This window comes from Streptomyces griseicoloratus (genome assembly GCF_014534645.1).
GTDB classification, from domain to species: Bacteria; Actinomycetota; Actinomycetes; order Streptomycetales; family Streptomycetaceae; genus Streptomyces; species Streptomyces griseicoloratus.
Genome location: NZ_JACVQF010000200.1, coordinates 518,091 through 543,942, shown reverse-complemented (window position 1 = coordinate 543,942; position 25,852 = coordinate 518,091). Strand labels below are relative to the sequence as shown.

The following is a 25,852-nucleotide window of genomic DNA, read 5'->3' as shown; positions in this document are numbered from 1 at the left end:
GCGGGCCACCTCGCGACCGGGGGACCTGGAGCGGCCGTGACCGGCCGGACGGGCTCACCGTCCGTCAGCCGAAGGTGCGCCGGCAGGCGCGCGGGCTGACGCCGGTGGTGCGCTTGAAACGGTCGCGGAAGGCGGTGGGCGAGCCGAAGCCGACCTGGGCCGCGATGCGCTCGACGGAGTGCTGTGTGGTCTCCAGCAGGTGCTGGGCCTGGCGGATGCGGGCGCGGTGGAGCCACTGCAGAGGCGTGGTGCCGGTCTGTTCGCGGAACCGGCGGATCAGGGTCCGGGTGCTCATCCCGGCGTGGGCGGCGATGTCGGTGAGGGTGAGGTCGCGGTCCAGGTTCTGCCGCAGCCAGGTGAGCAGGGGTTCGAGGGCGGAGCCCTGGGGCGTGGGTGTGTGGTCGTGGACGATGAACTGTGCCTGCCCGCCCTCGCGTTCGAGGGGCATCACGGACAGCCGGGCGGCGTCGGCGGCGACCGCGGAGCCGTAGTCGCGGCGGATCAGGTGCAGGCACAGGTCCAGTCCAGCGGCGGCGCCGGCCGAGGTGAGGATCTGCCCGTTGTCGACGTACAGCACGTCCGGGTCGACCTCGACAGCCGGGTGCGCGGCGGCCAGGGCGTCGGCGGCTATCCAGTGGGTGGTGGCTCGCAGGCCGTCGAGGAGCCCGGTGGCGGCCAGCGGAAAGGTGCCCGAGCAGATGGAGGCGATGCGCGTACCGGCCTCGGCGGCCGCGCGCAGCGCCTCGCGGACCGCCGGGGACGGCGGGCCGGGGACGGCCGTGCCGGGCACGATGACCGTGTCCGCGTCCCGCAGCCCGTCCAGGCCCCAGGGTGCGCGCAGGGTGAAGGAACCCGCGTCGACCTCGGGCCGCTGCGCGCACACGCGTATCCGGTAGCCGGGACGTCCGTCGGGGAGCCGGGTTCGGGTGAACACCTCGATCGGGGTGGACAGGTCGAAGGGGATCACCTGGTCCAGCGCGAGGACGGCGACGGTGTGCATGGCCGGAAGATACCTCTCCACGGCCGGCGCCCGGAGCGCCCGCCGACCGGACATTCCCCTGTCAGCCGGGCCGGGTGTCGATTAGTTGTTTGCCTAAAGGTATTAGGCAAGTGCATAATCGGCTCAGGTGAACGAGAGGGTGATGATGGCGCGCGCAGGGCTGACCACGGCCCGCCTGGTCCAGGCGGGGGCGGACATGGCCGACGAGGTCGGCTTCGACCAGGTGACCGTCTCCGCGCTCGCCAGGCGGTTCGACGTCAAGGTCGCGAGTCTGTACTCGCACGTGAAGAACTCCCACGACCTCAAGACCGGCATCGCCCTGCTCGCCCTGGAGGAACTCGCCGACCGGGGCGCCTCGGCGCTCGCCGGACGGGCCGGCAAGGACGCCCTCACCGCCCTGGCGAACGTCTACCGCGACTACGCCCGCGAGCACCCCGGCCGCTACGCGGCCGCCCAACTGCGCCTCGACCCGGAGGCGGCGGCCGCGAGCGCCGGTGGCAGACACGCACAGATGACCCGGGCGATCCTGCGCGGCTACGACCTCACCGAACCCGACCAGACCCACGCGGTCCGCCTGCTGGGCAGCGTCTTCCACGGCTACGTCAGCCTGGAGTCCTCGGGCGGCTTCAGCCACAGCGCCCCCGACTCCCAGGAGACCTGGGCACGGATCCTCGACGCCCTCGACGCCCTGCTGCGCAACTGGCCCGCCCCGTGAGCGGCCCGCGCCGGCGCACGACCCGTACATCCCGACCCACAGACTGAGACGAACAGACCATGCACACCAAGGACGACTGGATCACCACGCCGGTCACCGCAGACCTCCTCCGCGGGGCCCTCGACGTGGAGCGCACCGAGCACGGCGTGCTGCCGCACCGGCTGCCCGCCCGGGCCCGCGCCCAGTGCTCCGACGGACAACTGGCCATGGCCGAGGCCCAGCCCTCCGGCGTGCGGCTGGTCTTCCGTACCCGGGCCACGGTCGTCGAACTGGACGCGCTGCCCACCAAACGGGTCTACGTGGGCGCCCCGCCCCGCCCGGACGGCGTGTACGACCTGCTCGTCGACGGCCGCCCGGCCGGCCGGGGCAGTGTGCCGGGCGGCAACACCCTGACCATCGACATGACCACCGGATCGTTCGAGACCCGGCCCGGACCGCCCGGCACCCTCCGTTTCGACGGTCTGCCCGTCGGCACCAAGGACGTCGAGATCTGGCTGCCGCACAACGAGACCACCGAACTCGTCGCCCTGCGCACCGACGCCCCCGTCGAGCCGGCCCCGGACCCGGGCCGCAGGGTGTGGCTGCACCACGGCAGTTCCATCAGCCACGGCTCGGACGCCGAGAGCCCCACCACCACCTGGCCCGCGCTCGCCGCCTCGCTCGGCGGCGTGGAACTGATCAACCTGGGGCTGGGCGGCAGCGCCCTGCTCGACCCGTTCACCGCCCGGGCCCTGCGCGACACCCCCGCCGATCTGATCAGCCTGAAGATCGGCATCAACCTGGTCAATGCCGACCTCATGCGCATGCGGGCCTTCACCCCCGCCGTCCACGGCTTCCTCGACACGATCCGCGAGGGGCATCCGGCCACACCGCTGCTGGTCGTCTCGCCCATCCTGTGCCCCATCCACGAAGACACCCCGGGCCCCAGCGCCCCCGACTTCTCCGGACTCGGCGAGGGGCGGTTGCGCTTCCGGGCCATGGGCGATCCGGCGGAACGCGCGAGCGGGAAGCTGACCCTGAACGCCATCCGCGAGGAACTCGCCCGGATCGTGGCACAGCGGGCGGCCGACGACCCGAACATCCACTACGCCGACGGCCGCGACCTCTACGGCGCGGCCGACTTCGCCGAACTGCCACTGCCCGACCAGCTCCACCCGGACGCCGCGGCCCACCGGCGCATCGGCGAACGCTTCGCCGAGCTCGCCTTCGGCGCCGGCGGTGTCTTCGCGGACTCCGCTCCGCCGGCGTAGGGCCCCTGCGAACCCGTTGGTATACCATCTGCCGATGCTGGATGGAGGGACCAACGACGTGACCGGCCGCGCCCGCGCCGCCTCGTCGGTCTGGCGGGCGCCCGGAATGCCGTCCCTGCTCGGCTCGACCGCGCTCGGCTTCGCCGGCCTGGCGCTGCTCCTGCCGGTCGCACCGCTGTGGGTGCTCGACGGCGGGGCCGACGAGCTGGGCGCCGGAGTGGTCAACGGCGTCCTCATGCTCTGCACGGTGATCGCGCAGCTGCTCGTGGGAAGAGCCCTCGGCCGCCTCGGCTGGCGCCGGACACTCGTCCTCGGGGCGTGCCTGCTCGGCGCTCCCGGCCCCCTGCACCTGCTCACCGACGACGTGTGGGCGGTCACGGCACTCGCGGCGGTGCGCGGACTCGGCTTCGGAATCATCACCGTCTGCGGTGCCATGGGGGTCGCCGCTCTCGTCGAACCCGCTCGTCGCGGTCGCGCGGTCGGGGCCTACGGAGTCGCCGTCGCTGCCCCGCAGTTCCTGCTCGTCCCCCTCGCGCCCTGGCTCGCCGAACGGGCCGGGTTCTGGCTGGTGTTCACGTTCGCCGTCGTTCCGCTGCTCGCAGCTCCGCTCGCCGGGCCCGTGGCCCGCGCCCTGCACGCCTCGGACGGGCCGCCCGCCGACCCCGCCCGGCCCGCCGAGCGGCGCGACACCGCCCGACTGCGCCGCGCCCTGACAGGGCCGATCGCCGCGTTGCTCGCCATCACCGCGGCCGGCGGTGCCGTGCTCACGTTCACGCCACGCCTGGACCCCGACCCGGTCACCGTGTACGTGGCGTTGCTGGTGTTCACCGGAACGGCGGCGCTGTGCCGCTGGGGTTTCGGGGGCTTCGCCGACCGCCACGGCGCCGCCCCGGCGATCGCACCGCTGCTCTTCGCCGGCGCCGCCGGACTCGCGGCGATCGGCGCGGGCACGGCGAGCGGCCACGGCACGACCGGGCGGGTCCTCCTGGTCGGAGGCATGCTCGCCGTGGGCGTCGCCTACGGCGGCCTGCAGAACCTGACCCTCGTACAGTCCTTCGCCGCCGCCGGCGAACGGGCCCGATCGTCCGCCGGGACGGCGTGGAACGTCGGCTTCGACGCGGGAACGGGGCTCGGCGCCCTCGCCGCCGGCGGGGTCGCCACCGCGACCTCGTACACCGTCTCGTACGCCGTTCTCGCCGCCGTCACCGCGCTGGTGGGCGCCGGCTGGGCGGGCTCCCGGTGGAGGGCGAGGGGACGTGCCGGGGGTCCCCCGCCCGACGGCCCGCGGGAGTCATCCGGTCGGTGATCCGCCGCGCACGACGGCGGCGAAGCGACGGGCTACCCGGTGCCACACCCCGGTGGCCGCCGGCTCGTCGCGTTCCGCGGTGCGGCGGAGTTCCCCGGGATCCACCCCCTCGGCCCGCAGCCGCTCCGGGTCCCACGACCGGACCCGCTCCGCGTCGGCCTCGGGGTGGAACTGCACGCCCCACGCCCGGTCGCCGACCCGGAACGCCTGGTACGGGCAGTGCGCGCTCTCCATCAGCCAGACGGCTCCCGCGGGCAGGGCGGTGATGGCGTCCACATGGTGCTCGATGCCCGTGACCCGCCCCGGCAGCCCACGGAACAGCGGATCCGTACCGGCCTCGGCACGCACCGTCAGCGGCGTACTGCCGAACTCCGGTGTGCCCGACCGGCCCCGCACGGTGCCGCCGGCCACCTGGGCGAGGAGCTGTCCGCCCAGGCAGATCCCGAACACCGGGACACCGCGCCCGAGGGCCTCGGCGACCAGCGCGCGCGTCCGCGGGAGCCAGGGCGCGCGGTCGTCGTCGTCCGGCAGGTAGCCGCCGCCGAGAACCATCACCCCCCGGTACGGCTCCAGGCTGTGGGGGAGGGCGGCCCCGGCGTAGGCGCGGACCACGTCGGGCGTCACACCCTCCTCGGCCAGCCAGTCACCGAACCGGCCCGGCCCGCCGCTTCGGCCGTTCTGCACCACCAGCAGTTGTGCCACCCGCCCACCCCTCGTCTCGGATCAGCGCCTCGGACGACCTTCACTGTCCCTGCCCACGGAGGAGTGGAGCGGAACCCGCGGGGGACCGGCCGGCGCTCGGGTCACAGGGCGGCGTCGCGATGGGTCGGGTCGCCGTCGAGGACCGTGAGCAGCACGGGAACGTCCGGCAGCTCGGTGGCCGGGGTGGTGAGCGGATCGGCGGCCAGGACCGTCAGGTCGGCGCGGTGGCCGACGGCGATCCGGCCGGCCTCGTGCTCCTCGCCGGCCGCGTAGGCGGCGTTGACGGTCATGCCCTGCAGGGCCTCCAGCGCCGTCAGCGCCTGCTCCGGGCCGTGCGGGGCCTGGGTGAGGTCGCGGGTCGGCCGGCGGTGCCGGGCACCGGCCATGACGCCCAGCGGCGGGTACGGGGCGATCGGCCAGTCGGAGCCGAGGGCCACGACGGCACCGGAGTCGTGCAGGTCGCGGCAGCGCCAGGCGCGTGAGGCCCGCTGCTCGCCGAGTCGGCGCGACCAGTTGTCGGTGTGGTCGGCCCGGGTGAAGTCGCAGCAGTGGGTGGGCTGCATGGAGGCGACGACCCCGAGTCCGGCGAACCTGCGCAGGGTGTCGTCGGGGACGGTCTCGATGTGCTCGACCCGGTGGCGGACCCCGCGTCCGGAGTCGGCCTGGGCCTTCTCGACGGCGTCGAGGACATGGCGTACGGCCGCGTCGCCGATCGCGTGGGTGGCCGTGGGCACGCCGGCCCGGTGCAGCTCGCCGACGATGCGGGTGTACTCCTGCGGGTCCGGCCAGAAGGCGTGCCGGGACTCGCCGTGACAGTCCGGGTGCTCCAGCCACGCGGTGCCGTTGTCGATGGTGCCGTCCATGAAGATCTTGACGCCGGCGGTCCGCCACAGCCGTCCGCCCGTGCCCTGCTGCTCGATGAGCGCGCGGACGCCGTCGGCGTCGGTGCCGGGCTGGCACCAGGGCGCCACCCGCAGGCGCAGCGGCAGCCGCCCGGCCGCGTCCAGTTCCCCGTAGAGCGCGAGGCTGTCGCCGTTCGCGTCCATGACATGTCCGCCGGTGAGACCGGTGGCGGCCATGGCGCGCAGCGCGGCGACGAGCCGCTCGCGGCGCTCCTCACGGGTGGGCTGCGGGGCCACGCGCTCCACCAGCTCGCAGGCGGCGTCCTCCAGGAGCAGACCGGTGGGCCTGCCGTCCGCGTCGCACACCACCTCGGCGGTGGCCTGGGCGAAGGAACGCGGCCCGTCCACCCCGGCGAGTTCCAGCGCGCGCCGGCTGGCCAGCGCGGAGTGCGCGTCGAAGAGCAGCAGGAACGCGGGCACGCCGTCGAGCACGGCGTCGAAGGGCGCCGTCCCGACGGGGCCGTCGCCGAAGACGTTGGGGTCCAGACCCCAGCCGTGCAGCCATGCGCCGGGGGCGAGGTCCCGCACCGCGCGGGCCAGCGCGTCGCGCACGTCCTCCAGACCGGTGCAGCCCGACAGGTCCAGACCGTGCGTCAGGTCGGCGCCGGAGACGGGATGGGTGTGCCCGTCGACCAGGCCCGGCGTGACGACGCCGCCCTTGACGTCGATCACCGTCGTCGAGGCGTCCGCGAGCGCGCGGACCTCCCGGTCGTCGCCCAGGGCGGTGATCCGCCCGTCGGCCGCGGCCAGCGCGGTGTGCGGCAGGAACTCGCCGGTGGCCGGGTCGAGCAGACGGGCCGAGAGCAGGATGACAGAGGTGCGCACGTTGAGGCTCCTTGGGGGCGGTCAGTTCGAGGGGGCGGCGGTCGTCAGGGTGCCCGGGGGCAGGCCGAGTTCGCGCTCCGCCGTGGTGACGGGCATGTGCCGGACCGCGGGCGGGTCGTCGCCGGTGTCGACGCTGTTGACGAGCATGCCGAGGCCGTCGAGGACGACCAGGATCTGGATGGCGGCCAGGAGCGGATCCGCGGTGCGGAACTCGCCCAGCTCGACGCCGTCGCGGACGAGCGCTTCGAACCGGTTGCGCCAGGCGGCCTCCTGGACGGCGACCCGGTCGCGCAGCGTGGGCCGGTAGCGGCTCAGGTGCCGGGCGTTGAGCCAGAGCCGGCTGATGTCGTCGTAGGCCTCCCCGCTCGTCCGGGCGAAGAACCGCGCCAGGTGCTGTATGGGGGTGGCGTCCCCGCGGTCGGCGGGCAGGAGTGCGTCCAGCTCGGAGCCGGCGGCGTCGCCGAACGCCTCGGCCACCAGATCCTCCACCGCCGGGAAGTAGTGGCTGATCAGTCCCGGCCGGACGCCGAGCTCCTCGGCGATGCGCCGGAGCGTGATGCACTCCAGCCCCTCGGTCAGTGCGACGGCCGCGGCCGCCGCAACGATTTCCGCACGTCTGGCCGCGGGAGATTTGCGGATTCGCTTGTTCTGGACGCTTGACGGCATGGAATCGATGCTATTGAGTGTGCGACCAATGAGCAAGCAGGTGGGTTACCAGCACCCGGAAGGGGCCCCATGGCGTCCACGATCCCTGACCCGCAGTCCGGCTCCCGCGCCGCACATCCGGAACCGCAGCCCCCGTCCGACCGGGCGGGCCGCATCGAGGCCCACGGCATCGACCACATCCCCGACGCGGAACGCCACGGCCACCCGCGGCAGCTGTTCTCCGTCTGGGCGGCGGCGAACGTCAACTACCTGAGCCTCGTGGTCGGCGGCGCCCTCGTGCTCATGGGCCTGACCCTCTGGCAGGCCCTCGCGGTCATCGTGGTGGGCAACCTGTTCTGGGTGCTCACGGGGCTGCTGTCCATATCCGGCCCCGCCGCGGGCGCACCGAGCGAAGTGATCACGCGGGCGATCTACGGAATCCGCGGCAACCGCGTCAACAACGCGATCGTCGGCTGGCTGATCTCCGTCTGCTACTTCGCCCTCAACCTGGCCGCCGCCGCGACCGCCGCCTTCTCCCTCGTCGAGAAGACCGGCATCACGGCCGGCACCGGCGTCAAGGTCGTCGTCGTGATGGTGATCGCCGCACTCACCCTGGCCATCGGTGTCTACGGGCACGCCATGATCATGAAGCTGTACCTCCCGATCACCCTGGTCCTCGCCGCCGCGTTCGCCGTCGTCGCGGTCAGCGTGTTCCGGCACGCCGACCTCTCCTACGTACCGGCCGAACCGCTCACCGGCACCGACCTCCTGGCGGTGGTGCTCGCCGGGGTCGCCCTCATCGGCGCCGGGCCGCTGTCCTACACCACCAGCGCCGACTTCTCCCGCTATCTGCCCCGCACGACGTCCCCGAAGGCGATCATCGGCTGGACCGCGCTCGGCGGCTTCGTGCCCAGCGTCGTCGTCTGCTCCCTCGGCGCCCTCGCCGCGACCGCCGTCGACATGACCGACCCGCAGACCGGGCTGGGCACGATCCTGCCCGGCTGGTTCGAACCGGTCTTCCTGCTCGCCCTCGTCCTCGGCACGATCGCCATCAACGCCCTGACCGCCTACAGCGCGGGACTCGCCCTCCAGGCCGTCGGCATCCGCATCCGCCGCTCCCTCAGCGTGATCGCCGACGGCACCGCGGCCGTATCCCTCACCCTGTACGGGCTCCTCGTCTCCGACTTCCTCGACACCGTCAGCAACGTCCTCCAGCTCACCGTCGTCCTGCTCGGCCCCGCCATGGCCGTCTACGCCACGGACATCCTGCTGCGCCGCAACCGCTACGACGGCCCCGCCCTGACGGACGAGTCCAGGGACAGCCCCTTCTGGTACACCGCGGGCGTCAACCCGGCGGGTGCCCTGGCACTCGCGGGAGGCGTCGCCGTGGCCGCCCTGTGCGTCGACACCCTCTACACCGGGCCGATCGCCGAGGCCCTGGGCGGCATCGACCTCGCCCTCCCCGCCGGCATCGTCGTCGCCTCACTGCTCTACGTGCTCCTCACGCGCCTGAACGGCGGACCCGCCCCCGCCCGTGCGTGACCCCGCCCGCCGGAAAACCCCGGGCGTGCGACCGCCGCCGGAGGTACGGTCCCGGCATGGTGGACGACGACGGTCACTTCGGGGAAGACATCGCCGCGACCTACGACGAGTCGTCGGCGGACATGTTCCGGCCGGAGGCGGTGGACCCGGCGGTCGACCTGCTGGCCGAACTGGCGGGCGGGGGAGGGGCGCTGGAGTTCGGCGTCGGCACCGGCCGGATCGCGCTGCCGCTGGCCCGCCGCGGGGTCCCGGTCCACGGCATCGACATGTCCCGCGCCATGACCGCCCGGCTGAGCGCCAAGCCGGGCGGCGACGCCGTGGGCGTGACCATCGGGGACTTCGCCACGACCCGGGTGCCGGGCACGTTCACGGTGGCGTACCTCGTCTTCAACACGATCAACAACCTGACGACGCAGGACGCCCAGGTGGACTGCTTCCGCAACGCCGCCGCCCACCTCGCGCCCGGCGGATCGTTCGTCATCGAGGTCGGGGTGCCGGAACTGCGCCGGCTGCCGCCGGGACAGTCCGCCGTGCCGTTCCGGGCCGGCCCGACGCAGTGGGCCTTCGACACCTACGACACCGTCACCCAGGCGATGAGCTCCCACTACATCACCGTCGTCGACGGACACGCCGAGCACACGTCCGTGCCGTTCCGGTACGTGTGGCCGTCCGAGCTCGACCTGATGGCGAGGCTCGCCGGCCTGCGCCTGCGCCACCGGTGGGAGGGGTGGACACGGGCACCCTTCACCCACGAGAGCCGCCATCACGTCTCCGTCTGGGAGAAACCCGCCGAGTGAGGCGTCGCCGGGGTCAGCGCCGGGACAGGTACAGCCGCACGGCCGTGTGCAGCGCCTTGTTCAGCGGGTAGTCCCACTCGCCGAGGTACTCGACCGCCTCCCCGCCCGCACCGACCTTGAACCGGAGCAGTCCCAGCAGGTGGTCGTCCTCCTCCACGGTGTCGGTGATGCCGCGGAAGTCGTAGACGGCCGCGCCGAGTTCATGGGCGTCGCACATCATGCGCCACTGGAGGGCGTTGTTCGGCTGCACCTCGCGTCGGCGGCTGGTGGAGGCGCCGTAGGAGTACCAGACGTGCTCGCCCACGGTCAGCATGGTGGCCGCCGCGAGCACCTCTCCGTCGTGATGCGCGAGGTACAGGCGCATGCGGTCGGGGTGCTCGGCGGTCAGCGCGGTCCACATGCGCTGGAAGTAGGGCAGCGGGCGGGGAACGAACCCGTCCCGCTCGGCCGTCTCCAGGTAGAGCCGGTGGAAGTCGGGCAGGTCCTCGTAGCCGCCCCGGACGACCTTGACGCCGGCCTTCTCCGCCTTCTTGATGTTGCGCCGCCACTGCTGGTTGAAGCCCCCCTCGATCTCCTCCAGCGACCGCCCGGCCAGCGCGACCTGGCACACGTAGCGGGGCTGGCCCGCGGCGAAGCCGTCCTCGCCGCCGGGCTCGGTCCGCCGCCACCCCATCCGGCGCAGCCGGGCGGCGAGCTCCGATGCCTCCGGCTGCTGCGTGGTGGCCTTCACGTCGCGCAGCCGGTGCACCCCGGGATCGGCGATCGCGGCCTTGACCGCCCCGGCGCTCCAGCGGCGCGTCACCACGGGCGGCCCCATCCGCACGGAGAAGGCGCCCCGCCGCTTGAGGTGGTCGAGCATCGGCTCCAGCCACTGCTCCAGGTCCGCCGCCGCCCAGTCGATGACCGGGCCCTCGGGCAGGTAGGCGAGGTACCGCCGCAGCCTCGGCAGCGGCCTCAGCAGCACCAGCCCGGCCCCGACGAGACGGCCCGCCTCGTCGTACCAGCCGACGCTCTCCGCCCGCCAGTCCGGCTTCACGTCTCCCCACGAGGGAACCTGCAGGTGACTCACGGAAGGCAGGGCCGAGACGAAGCGCAGATGCTCCTCGCGGGTGATCGTCTCCAGGCGACGGCTCATGAGCGGTGCTCCTTTGATCGGTGCGCGGGACTGCTGAGGCACGACAGGTGGTGTCCCTCCCTCACGGGACGTGTGCCGTGCCGTCCCCGCAACCCCGCTGCCCGCCGTGTGCCAGCCCTCGCGGCCGGCGCGCGCTCACTCGTCACGGCGCCGTCCGCCGCCGTCGGAGCCCGGTCGACGGATCACCCGAAAGAGCGAAAGCGCTGACCGGTGAAGCTCAGCGGCGAGCCCCTCACCCGGCGCCACGGCCTCGGCGGTGGGACGGTGGCAGGAGAGACGAGCCCCCCACGGCTCGGTGGTGCGGCAGGACGGAGCGGACGGCCATGGCACGGGCGATCTGGACGGGCGTGATCACGTTCGGGCTGGTCACCGTACCCGTCGGCCTGTACACGGCGACGGAGGACCACACGGTCCACTTCCACCAGCTGCAGCGCGGCACCTCGGACCGGATCCGCAACCGCCGCGTCAACCAGCGCACCGGCGAGGAGGTCGACCCCGGCGACATCGTCAAGGGCTACGAGGTGAGCGAGGGCGAGTACATCGTCGTCGAGCCGGACGAGCTCGACGAGATCGCGCCCGGCCGTTCCCAGACCATCGAGATCAGCGACTTCGTCGACCTGGAGGGCATCGAACCGGTCTACTTCGGCCGCACCTACTACGTCGCTCCCCGCGGCAAGGAGTACCTCAAGGTCTACCAACTGCTCCATACGGCACTGGCCGAGGCGAACAAGGCCGGCGTGGCCACCTTCGTCATGCGGAACAAGCAGTACCTGACCGCTCTCCGGGCGGAGGACGAGGTCCTGGTGCTGCAGACGCTGCACTGGGCCGACGAGGTCCGCGACCCGGCCCAGGAGCTTCCGGAGCTGCCGTCGGGCCGGGCGAGCCGGGGCAAGGAGCTGGACATGGCGCTGCAACTGGTCGACGCCCTCAGCGGCCCCTGGGATCCCGCCCGGTACCACGACACCTACCAGGAGAAGGTGCGCGAACTGGTGCGGGCCAAGGCCGAGGGCAAGGAGGTGGCCGTGGCCGAGGAAGCACCCGCGGCCACCAACGTCATCGACCTGATGGAGGTCCTGCAGGGCAGCCTGGACCGGGCCCGGGGCGCCGGCGGCGGGGAGCGGCCCTCGACGGGACGGAAGACCCCGGCCGGGCGGGCGACCACGAAGACGGCCGCCCGCGGCCGCGGCGAGGACAAGAAGGCGCTGAAAGAACTGAGCAAGGCGGAGCTGTACCAGCGCGCCACCGAACAGGGCATCGCCGGGCGCTCGAAGATGAGCCGCGACCAACTCGTCGACGCCCTCGCGGGAACCGGACGCCGCCGGAAGAAGACCACCGCGGCCTGACCGGACACATCATGCGACTGTGGGGGAAATGGGGAACAAGCCAATAAAGGCGTTCCGAGAAGGGATGACGAGGCAATGTTCGAGGCTGAGAACATCCGCGAGTGGCGCGACCACGACGTCGTCGACGCCGACGGCCGCAAGATCGGGACCCTGGAGTCCATCTATGTCGACACCGTCACCGACCGGCCCTCGTTCGCCGCGGTCACGGTCGGTCTGCCGACCCGGCGGCGGTTGGTGTTCGTCCCCGTGGAGAAGGCCACCGTGGGACCCGGTTACCTGAAGGTGCCGTACGACAAGGGGGTCGTGAAGGACGCGCCCGGGATCGACCCGGACGGCGAGCTCCTGGCCGACGCCGAAGGCGCGATCTTCGCCCACTACGACATGCCTTACGCACAGGGCAGCGGCGGCGAACGCCGGCTCGCGCGGCGCTGAGTGGCGTCAGGAGGCGACTTCCCCTACGTTCTGCCGCATGGCTGACGAGTGCTTCCGGCACCCCCGGCTCGCAGCGGTCTACGACGCGCTCGACCCGGACCGCGGCGACCTCGACGCGTACGTCCGCATGACCGAGGAGTTCGGGGCACGACGCGTACTGGACATCGGCTGCGGAACGGGCGTGTTCGCCCTGCTGCTGGCCCGTCGCGGCATCGAGGTCGTCGGGGTCGATCCCGCGGCGGCTTCCGTCGCTGTGGCCCGCGCCAAGCCGGGCGGCGAGCGGGTGCGCTGGATCCACGGCGACGCGACCTCGCTGCCGCCGCTGCGCGTCGACATGGCGACCATGACGGCGAACGCCGCCCAGGAGATCACCGACCCGCAGGCCTGGCGGGGGACCCTGGGCGGGGCCTACGAAGCACTCCGGCCCGGCGGGGTCCTGGTCTTCGAGACCCGGGATCCGGCCGCGCGGGCCTGGGAGGAGTGGAACCGTGAGGACTCCCACGCCGTGACCGAGATCCCCGGCGTCGGGGCGGTCGAGACCTGGGTCCGGCTGGTCGACGTCAGCGGACCCTTGGTCAGCTTCCGGTGGACCTACGTCTTCGCGGCGGACGGAGAAGTGCTCACGTCGGACTCGACGCTGCGGTTCCGTGAGCGGGAGGAGGTCGAGGCCGATCTGGCCGCCCGGGGATTCGTGGTCGAGGAGGTCCGCGGGGCGCCCGACCGTCCGGGCCGCGAATTCGTCTTCCTCGCACGACGGCCGGCGGACAGACCCTAGGGCCTGTCTGACAATTCCCGCCTGGGCCGCCCTCCGGGCGACGACGGGAATGGCCAGACGGGCCCTAGGCTGCTCGGCATGACCTCGACAATCTTGCGCGGTGCCACCATCGACTACGACGACCTCGGTCCCGCGACCGGGCTGCCGGTCCTCCTGGTCCACGGGCACCCCTTCGACCGCACCCTGTGGGAGCCCCAGGTCACGGCACTGACGAAGGCCGGTCACCGGGTCGTCACCCCGGATCTGCGCGGATACGGCCGCAGCAGCGTCACCCCCGGCAAGGTGCTGCTCGCCGACTTCGCGGACGACCTGGCGGCGCTCCTGGACCGGCTGGGCATCGAGCGCGCAGTGGTCGGCGGTGTCTCCATGGGCGGCCAGATCACCATGGAGTTCCAGCGCCGGCACCCGCGGCGCGTGCGGGGCCTCGTCCTGTCCGACACCTCCGCGCCCGCCGAGACCGACGAGGGCAGGCTGTTCCGCAACCGTCTGGCCGACAGGCTGCTGGCCGAGGGCATGGACGGTTACGCGCACGAGGTCATCGGCAAGATGCTGGCCGACTACAACGTCACCGCGATGCCCGACGTGGCCGCACGGGTGCTGGCGATGATGCGCGCCACCGATCCGCGTGGTGCCGCGGCGGCACTGCGGGGACGTGCCGAACGCCCCGATTACCGGGAGGTGCTGGCGACCGTGGACGCTCCGGTGCTGATCGTCGTCGGAGCGGACGACGTCTACACGCCCGTCTCCGAGGCCGAGGCCATCCACCGGCTCGTCCCGCACGCCACCTTGACCGTGATCGAGAAGGCCGGTCATCTGCCCGGTGCCGAGCAGCCCGAGCGCTTCAACGCCGCCCTGCTGGAGTTCCTGGGCGCCTGCTGAACGCCGGGGCCCGCCCGGCACCGGTGTCAGGAGCCGGTGCCGGACGGGCGGTCCGCGGCGGTGCTGGACGCGGCGGTTCAGGCAGCGGTCGCCGCGTCGGAGTGCCGCTGCGCCACTACCCCTCCGCGGCCCGGGCGCCGGCGTCCTCGTCGGCGTACAGGGACCGGACCACACGGGCGGGATTGCCGACGGCGACGACTCCGGCGGGGATGTCCTTGGTGACCACCGAGCCGGCGCCGATCACGCTGTCGTCGCCGATGGTCACGCCCGGGAGCACGATGACGCCCCCGCCGAGCCACACGTTGTCGCCGATGGTGATGGGGCGGGCGGCCTCCAGCTTGTCCCTGCGGGGCTGTGGCTCCAGGGGGTGGGTGGGCGTGAGCAGCTGCACGTTCGGGCCGATCTGGCAGTCGTCGCCGATGCGGACGGCGGCGACGTCCAGCGCCGTGAGGTTGAAGTTGACGAAGGTGCGCGCGCCGATGCTGAGGTGGCTGCCGTAGTCGACGTACAACGGCGGCCGTACCTCGGTCCCTTCGCCCACCCCGCCCAGCAGGTCCGCGAGGATCTTCCGGGCCTGCGCCGGGTCCTCGGTGAACGCCTGCCGGTAGGCGGCGGCCAGTCGCTGTGCGCGCTGCTGTGCCTCGACGATGGCGGGGTCGTCGGCGATGTAGAGGTCTCCGGCGAGCATGCGTTCGTGGTGGCTGCGGGGGTCACCGGCGAAGTAGTCAACCATGCGGACGACCGTACAACATGAAGTGTACGAATGTACGCTCTTCGCGTGGTACCCGGGCGCGCGAAGGGCGCACATGGTGGCGGAATGAGCCCTGTACGCGCCCCCGCGGAGGTGCGGAGAATGCGCAGTGACCGTGATCACGCGGCGGATGAGCGTCGTCGTCCAACCGCCGGCTCCCGGGGAAAGCAGGTCGATTGCCGTGCTGTTGCGTCTTCCCACGTCCGTGTCCGCAGCACAGGAGTGCCTGGCCGAGGGAGCGGTGCCCATCGGCGGCGCCACGCTCGTGTGGGCCCTGTGGCAGCGGGAGGGCTTCCCCGAGCAGGCCATGTCGCTGCGCAGTCTCCCGGAGGCGACCGTGGTCGAACCGGAGGCGCTGGGTGCGGCCGTCGTGCTGAACGAGATCGACGACCGCGTGCCCGAGGTGCTGCGCCGGGCGGCGCGCTCCGTGGGCACCGGCGCCGTACGCCGGACCGCCACGGTCGGCGGCAACATCGTCGGCAGCACACTGCGCTGCCTGCTGCCCGCGGCCCTCGTCCTGGACGCCCGCGCCACGGTGCTGGGTTCGGACGGGCCCTACGAGACGGACCTCGCCGAGGTGGTGGCCAAGCGGCATCTGCTCCTCGGTATCCGCTGGCGCACCCCCATATCCAGCGGATACCACAAGGAGCCCGGCGACGCAGGTGGGCCGCCGCCGCTGGTCGTCGCCACCGCCGTGCACGCCGACGGCGAGGGAGGGCGGGTGCTCCGGGTCGCCGTCCGCGACGGCTACGAGGTGCTGAGCGACGCCGTGCCCTGTGACGGCGGCGCCGACCGGATCCTCGAAGCCCTGGAACGCGGGGACGTCGGCGCCCTGCCCGCCCCGGCCCGCGACGTGCTGCGCCGGCAGGTCGCGGGCGGTCTGGGCTGACTCGTCGGCGCCCTGCCGGCGACGGACGGCGGTCAGCCCTCGGCGAGCGCCTTGACGCGGTCCAGCGCTCCGTTGAACTTGTCGTGGTCGCCGACGACCGGCCCGGTGGAGGTGTACTGCCACATGGTGTGGAACGTCCAGCCGGCCGGCAGGGGTCCCACGGTCGAGGCGTAGCGGGCGATCCACAGCGGGGTGGTGGAGGCGAAGCCGCTGTAGTCGCCGGTGCACTGCTGCCACCAGTTGGTGGAGGTGTAGATCACGGCGTTGCGGCCGGTGCGGGCCTTGTACCGGTCGAGGAAGTCGCGGATCCAGCCGACCATCTGACTGTGCGTCATCCCGTAGCAGGTGTCTCCGTAGGGGTTGTACTCGATGTCCAGTACGCCGGGCAGGGTTCTGCCGTCCTTCGACCAGGCGCCGCCGCGGTCGACGAAGTAGTCGGCCTGGGCGGCGCCGCCCGCCGTGTCCGGCGTGGCGAAGTGGTACGCACCGCGGATCATGCCGACGTCGTACGCCCCGTTGTACTGCTGGGCGTGGTACGGATTCCGGTAGTACGTCCCCTCGGTGGCCTTGACGTAGGCCCATTTGACGCCGCTGTTCCACAGGGTGGACCAGGCGACCTCGCCCTGGTGGCTGGAGACGTCCACGCCCTCCGTCTGGGTGGTCCTGTCGGTGGCGGCGGGCTGTCCGTGTACGCCCTCGTGGGCGAGAACTCCGCTGCCCATGGAGGCGGTACCACGAGCGGGTGTGTCGTCGTCGGCCGCCGACGGAACGGCGTGCAGCGTCAGCAGGAGTGACAGGGCGGCGAGGGCGACGCCCGAGGTGAGCAGGCGTGAGCGGCCGGAGGCCGCGGCTGTGGGTATCTGCATGACTCCCATCCGAGCCGCTGTCGGGCCGCGTCGCATCCCGCAGTCGGCCAGACGGCGTCACCGGCACCCGGGCGGGCGACCGCTCCGGGGTGGATGACCTGTCAGAGACGGATGTCCTCTCAGGGACGGATGTCCTCCGGGCCGGACACCGGCCGCCGGTAGATCTGCCGGGAACCGCCCTCCGGTCCCGGATCGGTGGCCTCGGCGGGGCTGAAGCCCAGGCGCTCGTAGAAGACCCGTGCGCCGCCGGCGACCGCACCCGGATGATCGGGCCCGAACGTCACCACTTCCAGGACGCCGGGCTCCCGTACGAACCTCCGTACGGCGTCCGCCATCAGCGCACGGCCGGCGCCCAGCCCCCGTGCCTCCTCGGAGACGACGAGCCAGTGGACGTGGTAGGCCGGCGCCTCCGCTCCGAACAACAGACCGCCGAGCGGGCGGTCCGACGAGGGGGAGACGGCGACGAGGGCCATGGACCGCCGGATGTGTTCCTTCACGGCGCTGTGGAATCCCGGCTCCTCGACCATCGGCCCGAACCAGTGCTCCACCTGGCCCGCCAGACGGAGGAAACCGGGGAAGTCGTGCTCCTGTGCGATTCTGACGATCATCCCGTGAGTGTGACATGCGAGGCGGCCGTCAACTCACAGCGCATCCGGCGTAGACGCTGCCGGACTCAGCAGTCCACCCCTGCCTCCCACTTGCGCCGGCGCAACACGTAGTCGCTGAAGAGGTGGCGACTCCGGTCGAGCAGTTCGCCCACCTCCGCGCCGCAGCTCCGCACGTTCGCCGACGGATGCCAGCGCTGCACGGACTGCCCGGCCCAGGTGCGCAGTTTCGCATCCGGGTCCTCCAGCAGACCGACCGCGGCCCGTAGCCCCGCGATGCCGCCGCGCGCGTCGAGCAGCCGGAACGCGGCGATGCGGACGTGCCGCGGACGTTCGGAGCCGGTGCGTTCCAGGAGCCAGTCGGCGGGCAGGTCCTTGGCCGAGGGCAGCAGGGCGACGGCCGTCTCGCGGACGACACCGGCGGCAGGGCCGTCGAGGAGCGGCAGCAACTGCTTCCGCATCTACGCAGTCCAGTGTCCGCAGCCCCGCCACCGCCCGCGCCCGCACCCCGGCGGCCGGGTGTGCGAGCAGCGGCCACAGCAGCCCGGCGTCCGCGCGGTTCCCGCACTCGGCCAGCCCGATGACCGCACCGGGCTTCAACGCGGGGTCGTCCGGAGCCGTGCACCGATCCCGGTACCAGGCGACTGGATCACCGCCCTGCTGTCGTACGACATACCGGGCGCAAGCGCGCACGAGCGCGGACCGGTCGCTGAGAAACGGCTCCGCCTGTTCTGGCAGCCCCGCCCGTCGCAGCCCGGTGACGCCGGCCGAGCGGGTACGCGGGTTGCGCGCGGACAGCAGCTCAGGCAGCACATCCTCGTACGCCTCCTCATCCCCCGGAGCCGCGAGCGCCGCCGTGGCGCACAGGTCCTGGACCACGGTGTCCTCGTCCCGGGCGGCCGCGCGAGCCAGCTCGGCGGGACGGAGCAGCCGGCCCTCGACGGCCAGCCGATAAGCGAATCGCCGGACGATGCGGTCGGGATCGGCGAAGAGACGACCGAGCTGCCCGCGGGATGCCCCGCGCAGGATCTGACCGAGCACATCGACGCCGTAGGCACCTCTGTCGCGGCGGCCGAAGCGGAGAATGAGGGCCGCGAGGCCGAGGGCAGAGTCCGCATCCAGGGCCTCGCGCAGCAGTTGCCGGGCACGCTCGCGTACGGGACCGGCCCAATCGGCGCAGCGGATCACGACCAACGGCAGCAGACAGGGGTACCGGGCCGCTTGGCGCACCGCCTCCTCACGGATCCGCCCGTCGCGGTGACAGAGGGCGAGCGCGAGCCGGGACTCGCCGAGCTGAGTCAGGTCGGCGGGCAGCGGGGCGGATTGTTCCCACTCCGGAAGGAACTGCGGGCGGTACCAGGCCACTTCACGCACTCCTGCGTCCAGGGCCAGCCAGTCACTGGGATCGGCGCCATCGAGCACGCTCCGAAGCGGCGCACCTCCCGCGAGGCGCATCACTGCCGCTTGCCTGTCCTCGATGTCCTCGAGCATTCCCGCCCCCTCCAGTAGCCGTACCGGGTGATCGTAGGTTGCGGGGCCGGCGCAGGGATCGGGCAGGGTGGACGGATGCATGACTCGCCCTTGCCCGGAGGTTTCGTCAATGCGGTCGTTCGTGTCGGGAACACGGTGCGCCGTCCGGCCTCGGCCCGCACGAGGTTCGTGGGTGATCTGCTGAGATTGCTCGAAGCCGGCGGCTGGGGCGGTGCCCCGCGGTACCTCGGTGTGGACGACGAGGGCCGTGAAGTCCTCAGTTACCTCGAGGGCCATGTGGCGTGGGAGCCGCGACAACCTGCTGCTGTGTCATCCGACGACAGTCTGGTGACGGTCGCCCGGCTCGTGCGTGGGTTCCACGATCTGACGGCTGGGACCCCGCTGGCCGGTGACCAAGAGGTCGTGTGTCACAACGACCTGTCGCCCAAGAACACGGTCTACCAGCTGTGCGGGGGCGAGCTTCGGCCGGCGGCCTTCATTGACTGGGACCTCGCCGCGCCGGGCGCACGGATCCATGACATCGCTCATGTGTGCTGGCAGTACCTCGATCTGGGCCCTTCGGTCACCGACGTCGAGGAGGTGGCCCGGCGCATGAGGCTGATCGTTGACAGCTACGAGTTGTCGGACCGGCAATGTCTCGTGTCCACGATCTTGTGGTGGCAGGACCGGTGCTGGCGGGGCATCGAGTCCCAGGCTGATGCCGGTGACGTCGCCATGGCCCGGCTCCGTGACGCTGGGGCGGTGAGGCAGGTTCGGACGGCCTACCAATGGGTTTCCGATCACCGGGGTGCGTTGGAACGCTCAGTGCAGTGAGCGCGCGAGCAACGGCCGTGGTCAGTTGGCTCGTTGAGCGCCGAGACCTACAGGGATCAGCAGCCGTCGGACCGACGATGCGGGGCACGCATTCCTCCAAGCCTGCCTCACACGGCAACGGACCCGCCGGGCGCGCACCGGAGACCCTGTTCACCCCCACGCGCATCAGCACAGGTCAGTGAGGGTTTCCCCGTCCCCTCAACCAGCAGGAAACCCGGAAAACCCTGTACTTCACCCAAGGGCGTGGCAACACTCGGACCACGTCGGGAGGAACACCCGGAGCTCGTCGCCACAGCCGCTGTGGTGCCGCGCCCTGTCCAGGACAGGACGCGGCAGACGGCCCGCGGTCCTGTCCTCCTCCTGCACCTCGCTGCCGGCCGCTCAGGACACGGCAGCATCCTCCTTGTTCATGACGCCTCCGCGCGTCCTCGTCCTTCGGGAGACATCGTGTTCAGCAAGTCCTTGAGCCGTTCCCTCATGACCGCTCTCGCCACCGCCACGATCGTCAGCGGGCCCGTGGTGTCCGCCGGAGCCGCTGCGCCCCCGGCGAAGTACCAGACCCACAACGAGGCCGCGGCGGTCCTGAAGCGGGCCGGCATCTCCTGGTCGTCCAGCGGCGGCTGCTCCAACCGCGAGAAGACCAACTGCACCTCGTTCACGAAGATCAACAAGACGACGGTCTCCGGCATCGTGGCCTTCAAGAAGGCCGGCAAATGCGCTGTCCGCATCACCGGCGGCACCGAGCGCGGCCACGCCTCCGGCACCTACAGCCACTACAACGGCTACAAGGTCGACATCGCCCTCAACAGCTGCGTGAACAAGTACATCACCAGCCACTTCAAGAACGCCGGCAAGCGGGGCGACGGCGCCACCATGTACAAGTCCGCCGCCGGCAACGTCTACGCGCGGGAAGGCAGCCACTGGGACATCACCTACTACAACGGCCGCGTCTGAGCAGCCGATCCGCTTCGTCGGGCGGGCCATGGCGTGCCCTGGCCCGCCCCGACATGGCGGCCCGGCCTCCGCGCGGCGGTCCTGCCCGACCGAAGGGCCGGATGCCGGACTGAAGGCAGTTTTGCGCCCGACGCTCCGGTAGACGACGTCCCTTCCGGGTACTCGCCGCAGCGTGAAAGGAGGTCCGACATGAGCACCGTCAAGGAAGCAGTGGAAGTCGAGGTACCCGTCCGCACCGCCTACAACCAGTGGACCCAGTTCGAGGAGTTCCCGAACTTCATGGAGGGCGTCGAGGAGATCACACAGCTCGACGACCGGCACAACCACTGGATCACCAAGATCGGTGGAACGCGGCGGGAGTTCGACACCGAGATCGTCGACCAGTTCCCCGACGAGCGGATTACCTGGCGCACGACCAGCGGCGACATCCAGCAGAAGGGCACGGTCCGCTTCCAGCGCGTGGACGACACCCACACCCGAGTGGAACTCGTGATGGATGTCGAACCGAGCGGAGTTGCGGAGAAGGCCGCGGATATGCTGGGCACGATCGACCGGCGCGTCAAGGGTGACATGCGGCGCTTCAAGGACTTCATCGAGCAGCAGGGGGACGAGTCCGGCGCCTGGCGCGGCCGCATCACACCCGGCTGAGCGCGATCGACTCGACGGCACCGCGGTGCGGGGCAGCGCGCCGTGCGCCTTGTCCCGGCCGCGTCAAGGTGAAGCCGACGGAGTCCAGCGGTGTCCGGAGCCCCCTGCGTCCGCAGGGGGCTCCGCTGATCGCCGTTGGCCGCGCGGGCGGTGAAGGCCGCGCCGCGCGCCACGGGCTGGCACCTCATTCTGGAGCGATGAAGTAAGTAATCGGACCGACGGTGGCTCCGAGTCACTGGTTCAGCTGAAGGTGCGTCGGTAGGTCTGCGGGGTGACGCCGGTGGTGCGTTTGAAGCGGTCGCGGAACGTGGTGGCCGAGCCGAAGCCGACCTGGCCGCCGATGCGCTCCACGGAGTGGTCGGTGGTTTCCAGCAGGTGCTGCGCCTGGCGGATGCGGGCCCGGTGGAGCCACTGGAGCGGCGTGGTGCCCATCTGTTCGCGGAACCGCCGGATCAGGGTCCGGGTGCTGGTCCCGGACTGCGCGGCGATGTCGGCCAGGGTCAGGTCGCGGGCCAGGTTCTCCCGCAGCCAGGTGAGCAGCGGCTCCAGTTCGGAGCCCTGCGGTGCGGGGGCGTGGTCGTGGACGATGAACTGCGCCTGACCGCCCTCGCGTTCGAGCGGCATCACCGACAGGCGGGCGGCATCGGCGGCGACCGCCGATCCGTAGTCCCGGCGGATCATGTGCAGGCACAGGTCCATGCCCGCGGCCGCGCCCGCCGAGGTGAGGAACTGACCGTTGTCGACGTAGAGGACGTCCGGGTCGACGTCGACGTCCGGGTGGAGGGCGGCCAGAAGCCCGGCCGCCCTCCAGTGGGTCGTGACGCGCAGCCCGTCGAGTAGCCCGGTGGCAGCCAGGGGAAAGGTGCCCGCGCAGACGGAGGCGATCCGGGTGCCGTCGGCGGCGGCCGACCGCAGCGCGTCACGTACGGCGGGGGAGAGCGGGGCCGTGGGATCGGTGACACCCGGCACGATGATCGTGTCCACGCCCTGGAGGCCCTCCAGACCCCAGGGGGCACGCAGGGCGAAGGCTCCGGCGTCGACCTCGTCGCGCTCGGCACACACCCGGACCTGGTAGCCGGGCCGCCCGTCGGGCAGGCGGGTCCGCGAGAAGACCTCGATCGGGGTGGACAGGTCGAACGGGATCACCTGGTCCAGCGCGAGAACGGCGACGGTGTGCATGGCCAGAACCTACCTCCTCACCGCATGACGGACCCGGCCCGATATCCGGACATCCCCATGTCATCCCACTTCCGAAGCCCTCGAAAGCCTCTGGCAATTTCCCGTTGAAAACTGTCACTCATGCCACTGGGTGGCCGGACCGGCAGAAGGTTGACTTCGGTGCGTCGAAGAGAAATCGCTCCCGAAGGAACGCTCCATGCACATCCAGGTTGTCTTGTTCGACGGTTTCGACCCGCTCGATGTCATCGCCCCCTATGAGGTGCTGTACGCCGGCGGCTCGGCGTCGGACGGCGCGGTGACCGTCGAGCTGGTCACCGCCGAAGGCCCGCGTGAGGTGATCAGCGGCACCGGAGGACTGTCGCTGCGCGCCGCCGGCGCCCTCGACCTGGAGCGCGCGGACATGCTTCTGGTGCCCGGCGCCTCCGGCCGCGTGGGCGAACCCGGCGAGGTCCCGGAAGAAGAGGTGGGCGCCGGCGAGTGGAAGCAGGACGAGTTCATCCCGGTGCTGCTGGGCCGCACGCTGTCCACCGAGCTCCCCGCGCTCCTCAAGCAGGCAATGGACGACCCGGACATCACGGTCGCCACCGTCTGCGGCGGCTCGCTGGTCCTGGCCATGGCGGGCCTGCTGGAGGGGCGTCACGCCACCACCCACCACCTGGGCCTGGACGTGCTGGACGCCACCGGCGCCCACGCGGTCCGCGCCCGTGTCGTTGACGACGGCGACCTGATCACCGCCGCCGGTGTCACCTCCGGGCTGGATCTGGGCCTGTACCTGCTGGAGCGCGAACTGGGCCCGCGCATCGCCCACGCCGTCGAGGAACTGTTCGCCCACGAGCGGCGCGGCACCGTCTGGCGCGCCCAGGGCATGGCCCCCGCCACTCTCTGACCCCCCGATCCCCACCACCGATCCGCGTAGCACAGTCAGGAAGAACATCAGCATGTCCGCCGAAGGCATCTGGAACCTGTCCATCTCCACCCCCATCGGCAAGATGAAGGCCGTGGTCGAACTCCGTGAGCAGGACGCCGTTCTGACCGGCGTCGCCCGAGGGGCCGGCGAGGAAGTGCCGCTCAGCGACATCACCCTCGACGGCGACCGGCTCACCTGGAAGCAGGCCATCGCCAAGCCCATGCGGCTGAACCTGGCGTTCGACGTGACAGTCGACGGCGACACCCTCCGGGGCACCTCCAGGGCCGGCCGCCTTCCGGCCTCGAAGGTCACCGGCGAGCGCCGGACCGCCCCGGAGCGCCAGGCATGACCAAGATCCTCCTGTCCTTGCACGTCCTGGCCGCCATCATCGCCGTCGGCCCCGTCACCGTCGCCGCGAGCATGTTCCCGGCGACGCTGCGCCGCGCCCTCGGCGAGGCCGATGCCGGCGACGCCCGTACGACCCTGCGGACACTGCACCGCATCTGCCGGGTTTACGCCGGCATCGGCATCGCCGTACCCCTCTTCGGCTTCGCCACGGCCAGCAGCCTCGGCGTCCTCGGCGACGCCTGGCTGATCACCTCGATCCTGCTGACCGCGGCCGCCGCCGGCGTTCTGGCCCTGCTCATCCTGCCCGCCCAGGACCGTGCCCTGGCCGAGGCGGCGGGTCCCCCCGCGCCATCGGCGCCGGCCCCCGTGAGACCGGGCCGACTGGCCATGCTCACCGGCGTCTTCAACCTGCTGTGGGCCACCGTCACCGTACTGATGATCATCCGCCCCGGCTCCACCACGGGAGTGTGACCGTGCGCATCCGGTCTCCGCGCCATCTGCGCATCGCGGTTCACACCGAGCTGATCTCCCTGATCGTGATGCTGGCCAACTTGTTCACCGTCCACCTCAAACCCATTTCGTCCCTGATGGGCCCCACTCACGGCTGCGCCTACCTGTTCGTCGTGATCGCGACTTGTCGCCTCGAGCAGGCCCCGGCCGCCGTCAAGGTCCTGGCCCTCGTGCCGGGCGTCGGCGGGCTGCTCGCGCTGCGACAGCTCGACCGCGGCGATTCGGCCCGCGCCCAAGCGGAAGAAGTCATCCCCTCATGAATCTTGTGTCACCGGTGATCGTCGGCATCATCTACTGCCTGCTGATGTCCCTGATCAAAGAACCGCACCGACGCCGCTTCAACGCGATCATGGTGGGGGGAGCCGGCGCCGCCTATCTGAGCGGGGGCGGATTCGGCCCATGGGAGCTCCCGTTCGTCGCGCTCATGGCCTACGTCGCCTACCGCGGCCTGGAGTCCTGGACCTTCATCGGCATCGGCTGGCTGCTCCATACCGCATGGGACATGGCCCACCACCTCAAGGGCAATCCGATCCTGCCGTTCCACCACGACTCGTCAATGGCATGCGCGATCTGCGATCCGGTCATCGCGCTGTGGTGCTTCCGCGGAGGACCTTCCCTGATCGCGCTCGTCCGCCGTTGGTTCAGGCCCAGCCGGACAGCAGACCACACGCACGATCACGCCCCTGCCCCCTCAACTGCTCAAGACCCATCGTCGATCAGCCCGAAGCCTTCCGGGAACTCCAGGAACTCGCGTCGAGCCGGGTCGGTCTCGGCGGCGGCCATCTCCCCGACCGACTCAAGCAGCTCCTGCTGAGACTTTCGCCGAAGCGGGCGCCCGCTTCCGGCGCGGTTCACGCAGAGTCCGGCACGGGACCGGCCACCGGTTCACGGCGAGGTTCATACCGAGGCGAGGAACGTTCGCACGCGCTCCAGCAGCAGCTTGGACGCCTCCGCGTCGAAGTCCTCAAGAGAGGAGTCGGTGAACAGGTGCTGTTCGCCGGGGTAGACGAACAGCTCCGCAGCCGATGCGGACTCGGCCAGCTCGCGCGCCGCGGGCAGGTCTTCGTCGAAGAACTCGTCGCCCTCCTTGCCGTGAATCTGCACCGGCACACTGTCGGGCCAGGACTCCCCGTACTCGGTGACGGGGATGCAGGAGTGCATCAGCAGTGCTCCACGTGCGCCGGGCCGCGTCTGCGCGAGCTTCTGGGCGATCGTCACGCCGAACGAGAAGCCGGCGTACACCAGTTCCGGGCCGAAGTCCTCGGCCGCTGCCGCACCACGTTCCCTGAGGATGCCGAACCCGATTTCCCGCGCGAACCCCATGCCCTCCTCGAGGCTGCCGAAGGTGCGGCCCTCGAACAGATCCGGAGTGTGTACGGTGTGGCCGGCCTGTCGCAGGTCGTCGGCGAACGCCCGGACCCCGTCGGTCAAGCCCTGGACGTGATGGTAGAGCAGAACCTCAGCCATATTCCGCGGTGTCCTTTACCCATTGATCGACTGTTCCGACAGCGCAGCAGGACGCTGGTACCTCACTCAGCACCCGACCATCTCACAGCGCATGAGTGCGCGGCAGGCAGTTCGCCTCCATGCCCGCAGGTGAGCGGGCGGGACGCGCACGGACGGGCCGGCGCAGAGCCCGCCCT

Annotated in this window: 27 protein-coding genes and 2 pseudogenes; 18 read left to right on the top strand and 11 right to left on the bottom strand. The window is 71.6% G+C overall.

What is annotated here, in order from left to right:
* Positions 1-64 precede the first annotated feature (64 nt).
* Positions 65-1,000: a GlxA family transcriptional regulator gene (locus tag H0H10_RS22965; protein WP_188182915.1), complete on the bottom strand. Its 936-nt coding sequence runs from the start codon at positions 998-1,000 to the stop codon at positions 65-67.
* A gap of 145 nt (positions 1,001-1,145) precedes the next feature.
* On the opposite strand from H0H10_RS22965, the gene H0H10_RS22960 reads away from it, so the two are divergent.
* The 3 genes from H0H10_RS22960 to H0H10_RS22950 are packed head-to-tail and all read left to right on the top strand — an operon-like array spanning position 1,146 to position 4,271.
* Entirely contained in the window at positions 1,146-1,715 is a 570-nt protein-coding gene (locus H0H10_RS22960) for a TetR/AcrR family transcriptional regulator (RefSeq protein ID WP_188182971.1), read from the top strand.
* Between the two features lie 59 nt (positions 1,716-1,774).
* A complete protein-coding gene (locus H0H10_RS22955) occupies positions 1,775-2,965 on the top strand; it encodes a GDSL-type esterase/lipase family protein (protein ID WP_188182914.1) in 1,191 nt (396 codons plus the stop codon).
* A 34-nt stretch (positions 2,966-2,999) separates the two neighbouring features.
* On the top strand, positions 3,000-4,271 hold the full coding sequence (locus H0H10_RS22950; RefSeq protein WP_223180209.1) for an MFS transporter: 1,272 nt from the start codon (positions 3,000-3,002) through the stop codon (positions 4,269-4,271).
* Here H0H10_RS22950 and H0H10_RS22945 read toward each other — a convergent pair.
* The 3 genes from H0H10_RS22945 to H0H10_RS22935 all read right to left on the bottom strand — a co-directional run bounded on the left by H0H10_RS22945 (position 4,257) and on the right by H0H10_RS22935 (position 7,366).
* Positions 4,257-4,973, bottom strand: coding sequence for a type 1 glutamine amidotransferase (locus tag H0H10_RS22945; RefSeq protein WP_188182913.1), 717 nt, complete (start codon positions 4,971-4,973; stop codon positions 4,257-4,259). The two genes, H0H10_RS22950 and H0H10_RS22945, sit on opposite strands and share 15 nt — an antisense overlap.
* 101 nt (positions 4,974-5,074) lie before the next feature.
* Positions 5,075-6,700, bottom strand: a complete 1,626-nt coding sequence (locus H0H10_RS22940; RefSeq protein WP_188182912.1) for an amidohydrolase — start codon at positions 6,698-6,700, stop codon at positions 5,075-5,077.
* A gap of 21 nt (positions 6,701-6,721) precedes the next feature.
* Positions 6,722-7,366: a TetR/AcrR family transcriptional regulator gene (locus H0H10_RS22935; RefSeq protein ID WP_188182911.1), complete on the bottom strand. Its 645-nt coding sequence runs from the start codon at positions 7,364-7,366 to the stop codon at positions 6,722-6,724.
* A gap of 69 nt (positions 7,367-7,435) precedes the next feature.
* Between H0H10_RS22935 and H0H10_RS22930 the strand changes: the two genes are divergently transcribed.
* Both H0H10_RS22930 and H0H10_RS22925 read left to right on the top strand, forming a co-directional pair.
* Positions 7,436-8,887: a purine-cytosine permease family protein gene (locus H0H10_RS22930; RefSeq protein ID WP_188182910.1), complete on the top strand. Its 1,452-nt coding sequence runs from the start codon at positions 7,436-7,438 to the stop codon at positions 8,885-8,887.
* Positions 8,888-8,943: 56 nt separating this feature from the next.
* Positions 8,944-9,684, top strand: coding sequence for a class I SAM-dependent DNA methyltransferase (locus tag H0H10_RS22925; RefSeq protein ID WP_188182909.1), 741 nt, complete (start codon positions 8,944-8,946; stop codon positions 9,682-9,684).
* 13 nt (positions 9,685-9,697) lie between these two features.
* Here the strand turns inward: H0H10_RS22925 and H0H10_RS22920 are convergent, their stop codons facing one another.
* The gene (locus H0H10_RS22920; protein ID WP_188182908.1) at positions 9,698-10,819 is read right to left on the bottom strand and encodes a lipid II:glycine glycyltransferase FemX; all 1,122 of its coding nucleotides are present in this window, start codon (positions 10,817-10,819) and stop codon (positions 9,698-9,700) included.
* Between the two features lie 323 nt (positions 10,820-11,142).
* On the opposite strand from H0H10_RS22920, the gene ku reads away from it, so the two are divergent.
* The 4 genes from ku (at position 11,143) to H0H10_RS22900 (ending at position 14,248) form a co-directional block, all read left to right on the top strand.
* Entirely contained in the window at positions 11,143-12,162 is a 1,020-nt protein-coding gene (gene ku / locus H0H10_RS22915) for a non-homologous end joining protein Ku (RefSeq protein ID WP_188182907.1), read from the top strand.
* 75 nt (positions 12,163-12,237) lie between these two features.
* Positions 12,238-12,594: a PRC-barrel domain-containing protein gene (locus H0H10_RS22910; RefSeq protein WP_188182906.1), complete on the top strand. Its 357-nt coding sequence runs from the start codon at positions 12,238-12,240 to the stop codon at positions 12,592-12,594.
* Positions 12,595-12,631: 37 nt separating this feature from the next.
* Positions 12,632-13,369, top strand: a complete 738-nt coding sequence (locus H0H10_RS22905; protein WP_188182905.1) for a class I SAM-dependent methyltransferase — start codon at positions 12,632-12,634, stop codon at positions 13,367-13,369.
* Between the two features lie 78 nt (positions 13,370-13,447).
* Positions 13,448-14,248, top strand: coding sequence for an alpha/beta fold hydrolase (locus tag H0H10_RS22900; protein ID WP_188182904.1), 801 nt, complete (start codon positions 13,448-13,450; stop codon positions 14,246-14,248).
* Positions 14,249-14,363: 115 nt separating this feature from the next.
* Here the strand turns inward: H0H10_RS22900 and H0H10_RS22895 are convergent, their stop codons facing one another.
* Positions 14,364-14,981 (bottom strand): sugar O-acetyltransferase, encoded by a 618-nt coding sequence (locus H0H10_RS22895; protein ID WP_188182903.1) that lies wholly within the window; start codon positions 14,979-14,981, stop codon positions 14,364-14,366.
* 199 nt (positions 14,982-15,180) lie between these two features.
* On the opposite strand from H0H10_RS22895, the gene H0H10_RS22890 reads away from it, so the two are divergent.
* Positions 15,181-15,888, top strand: a complete 708-nt coding sequence (locus H0H10_RS22890) for an FAD binding domain-containing protein (RefSeq protein ID WP_188182902.1) — start codon at positions 15,181-15,183, stop codon at positions 15,886-15,888.
* 32 nt (positions 15,889-15,920) lie between these two features.
* Here H0H10_RS22890 and H0H10_RS22885 read toward each other — a convergent pair whose 3' ends face one another.
* The 3 genes and pseudogenes from H0H10_RS22885 to H0H10_RS22875 form a co-directional block, all read right to left on the bottom strand.
* Positions 15,921-16,754, bottom strand: coding sequence for a lysozyme (locus tag H0H10_RS22885; protein ID WP_188182901.1), 834 nt, complete (start codon positions 16,752-16,754; stop codon positions 15,921-15,923).
* A 119-nt stretch (positions 16,755-16,873) separates the two neighbouring features.
* Positions 16,874-17,362: a GNAT family N-acetyltransferase gene (locus H0H10_RS22880; protein WP_188182900.1), complete on the bottom strand. Its 489-nt coding sequence runs from the start codon at positions 17,360-17,362 to the stop codon at positions 16,874-16,876.
* A gap of 65 nt (positions 17,363-17,427) precedes the next feature.
* A pseudogene (locus H0H10_RS22875) lies at positions 17,428-18,814 on the bottom strand (HEAT repeat domain-containing protein).
* Between the two features lie 111 nt (positions 18,815-18,925).
* On the opposite strand from H0H10_RS22875, the gene H0H10_RS22870 reads away from it, so the two are divergent.
* From H0H10_RS22870 to H0H10_RS22860, 3 genes are all read left to right on the top strand, one after another.
* Positions 18,926-19,663 (top strand): phosphotransferase, encoded by a 738-nt coding sequence (locus tag H0H10_RS22870; protein ID WP_188182899.1) that lies wholly within the window; start codon positions 18,926-18,928, stop codon positions 19,661-19,663.
* Between the two features lie 447 nt (positions 19,664-20,110).
* Entirely contained in the window at positions 20,111-20,617 is a 507-nt protein-coding gene (locus tag H0H10_RS22865) for a hypothetical protein (protein WP_309141872.1), read from the top strand.
* Between the two features lie 189 nt (positions 20,618-20,806).
* Positions 20,807-21,265 carry an SRPBCC family protein gene (locus H0H10_RS22860; protein WP_188182898.1) on the top strand — a complete coding sequence of 153 codons (459 nt, stop codon included), beginning with the start codon at positions 20,807-20,809 and terminating at the stop codon, positions 21,263-21,265.
* 240 nt (positions 21,266-21,505) lie between these two features.
* On the opposite strand, the gene H0H10_RS22855 is transcribed toward H0H10_RS22860, so the two are convergent.
* The gene (locus H0H10_RS22855; protein WP_188182897.1) at positions 21,506-22,444 is read right to left on the bottom strand and encodes a GlxA family transcriptional regulator; all 939 of its coding nucleotides are present in this window, start codon (positions 22,442-22,444) and stop codon (positions 21,506-21,508) included.
* A 196-nt stretch (positions 22,445-22,640) separates the two neighbouring features.
* Between H0H10_RS22855 and H0H10_RS22850 the strand changes: the two genes are divergently transcribed.
* From H0H10_RS22850 to H0H10_RS22830, 5 genes and pseudogenes are all read left to right on the top strand, one after another.
* Entirely contained in the window at positions 22,641-23,330 is a 690-nt protein-coding gene (locus H0H10_RS22850) for a DJ-1/PfpI family protein (RefSeq protein WP_188182896.1), read from the top strand.
* 52 nt (positions 23,331-23,382) lie between these two features.
* Positions 23,383-23,700 carry a hypothetical protein gene (locus tag H0H10_RS22845; RefSeq protein WP_188182895.1) on the top strand — a complete coding sequence of 106 codons (318 nt, stop codon included), beginning with the start codon at positions 23,383-23,385 and terminating at the stop codon, positions 23,698-23,700.
* Positions 23,697-24,170: a DUF2269 family protein gene (locus H0H10_RS22840; protein ID WP_188182894.1), complete on the top strand. Its 474-nt coding sequence runs from the start codon at positions 23,697-23,699 to the stop codon at positions 24,168-24,170. Before H0H10_RS22845 ends, H0H10_RS22840 begins: the two co-directional genes overlap by 4 nt.
* Positions 24,167-24,469, top strand: coding sequence for a DUF3817 domain-containing protein (locus H0H10_RS22835; RefSeq protein WP_188182893.1), 303 nt, complete (start codon positions 24,167-24,169; stop codon positions 24,467-24,469). Before H0H10_RS22840 ends, H0H10_RS22835 begins: the two co-directional genes overlap by 4 nt.
* Positions 24,466-24,850: pseudogene (locus tag H0H10_RS22830) on the top strand (DUF6010 family protein); the annotation flags it as partial. The gene H0H10_RS22835 and the pseudogene H0H10_RS22830, both read left to right, overlap by 4 nt.
* A 256-nt stretch (positions 24,851-25,106) precedes the next feature.
* On the opposite strand, the gene H0H10_RS22825 reads toward H0H10_RS22830, so the two are convergent.
* Positions 25,107-25,676: a dienelactone hydrolase family protein gene (locus H0H10_RS22825; RefSeq protein WP_188182891.1), complete on the bottom strand. Its 570-nt coding sequence runs from the start codon at positions 25,674-25,676 to the stop codon at positions 25,107-25,109.
* Between the last annotated feature and the right edge of the window lie 176 nt (positions 25,677-25,852).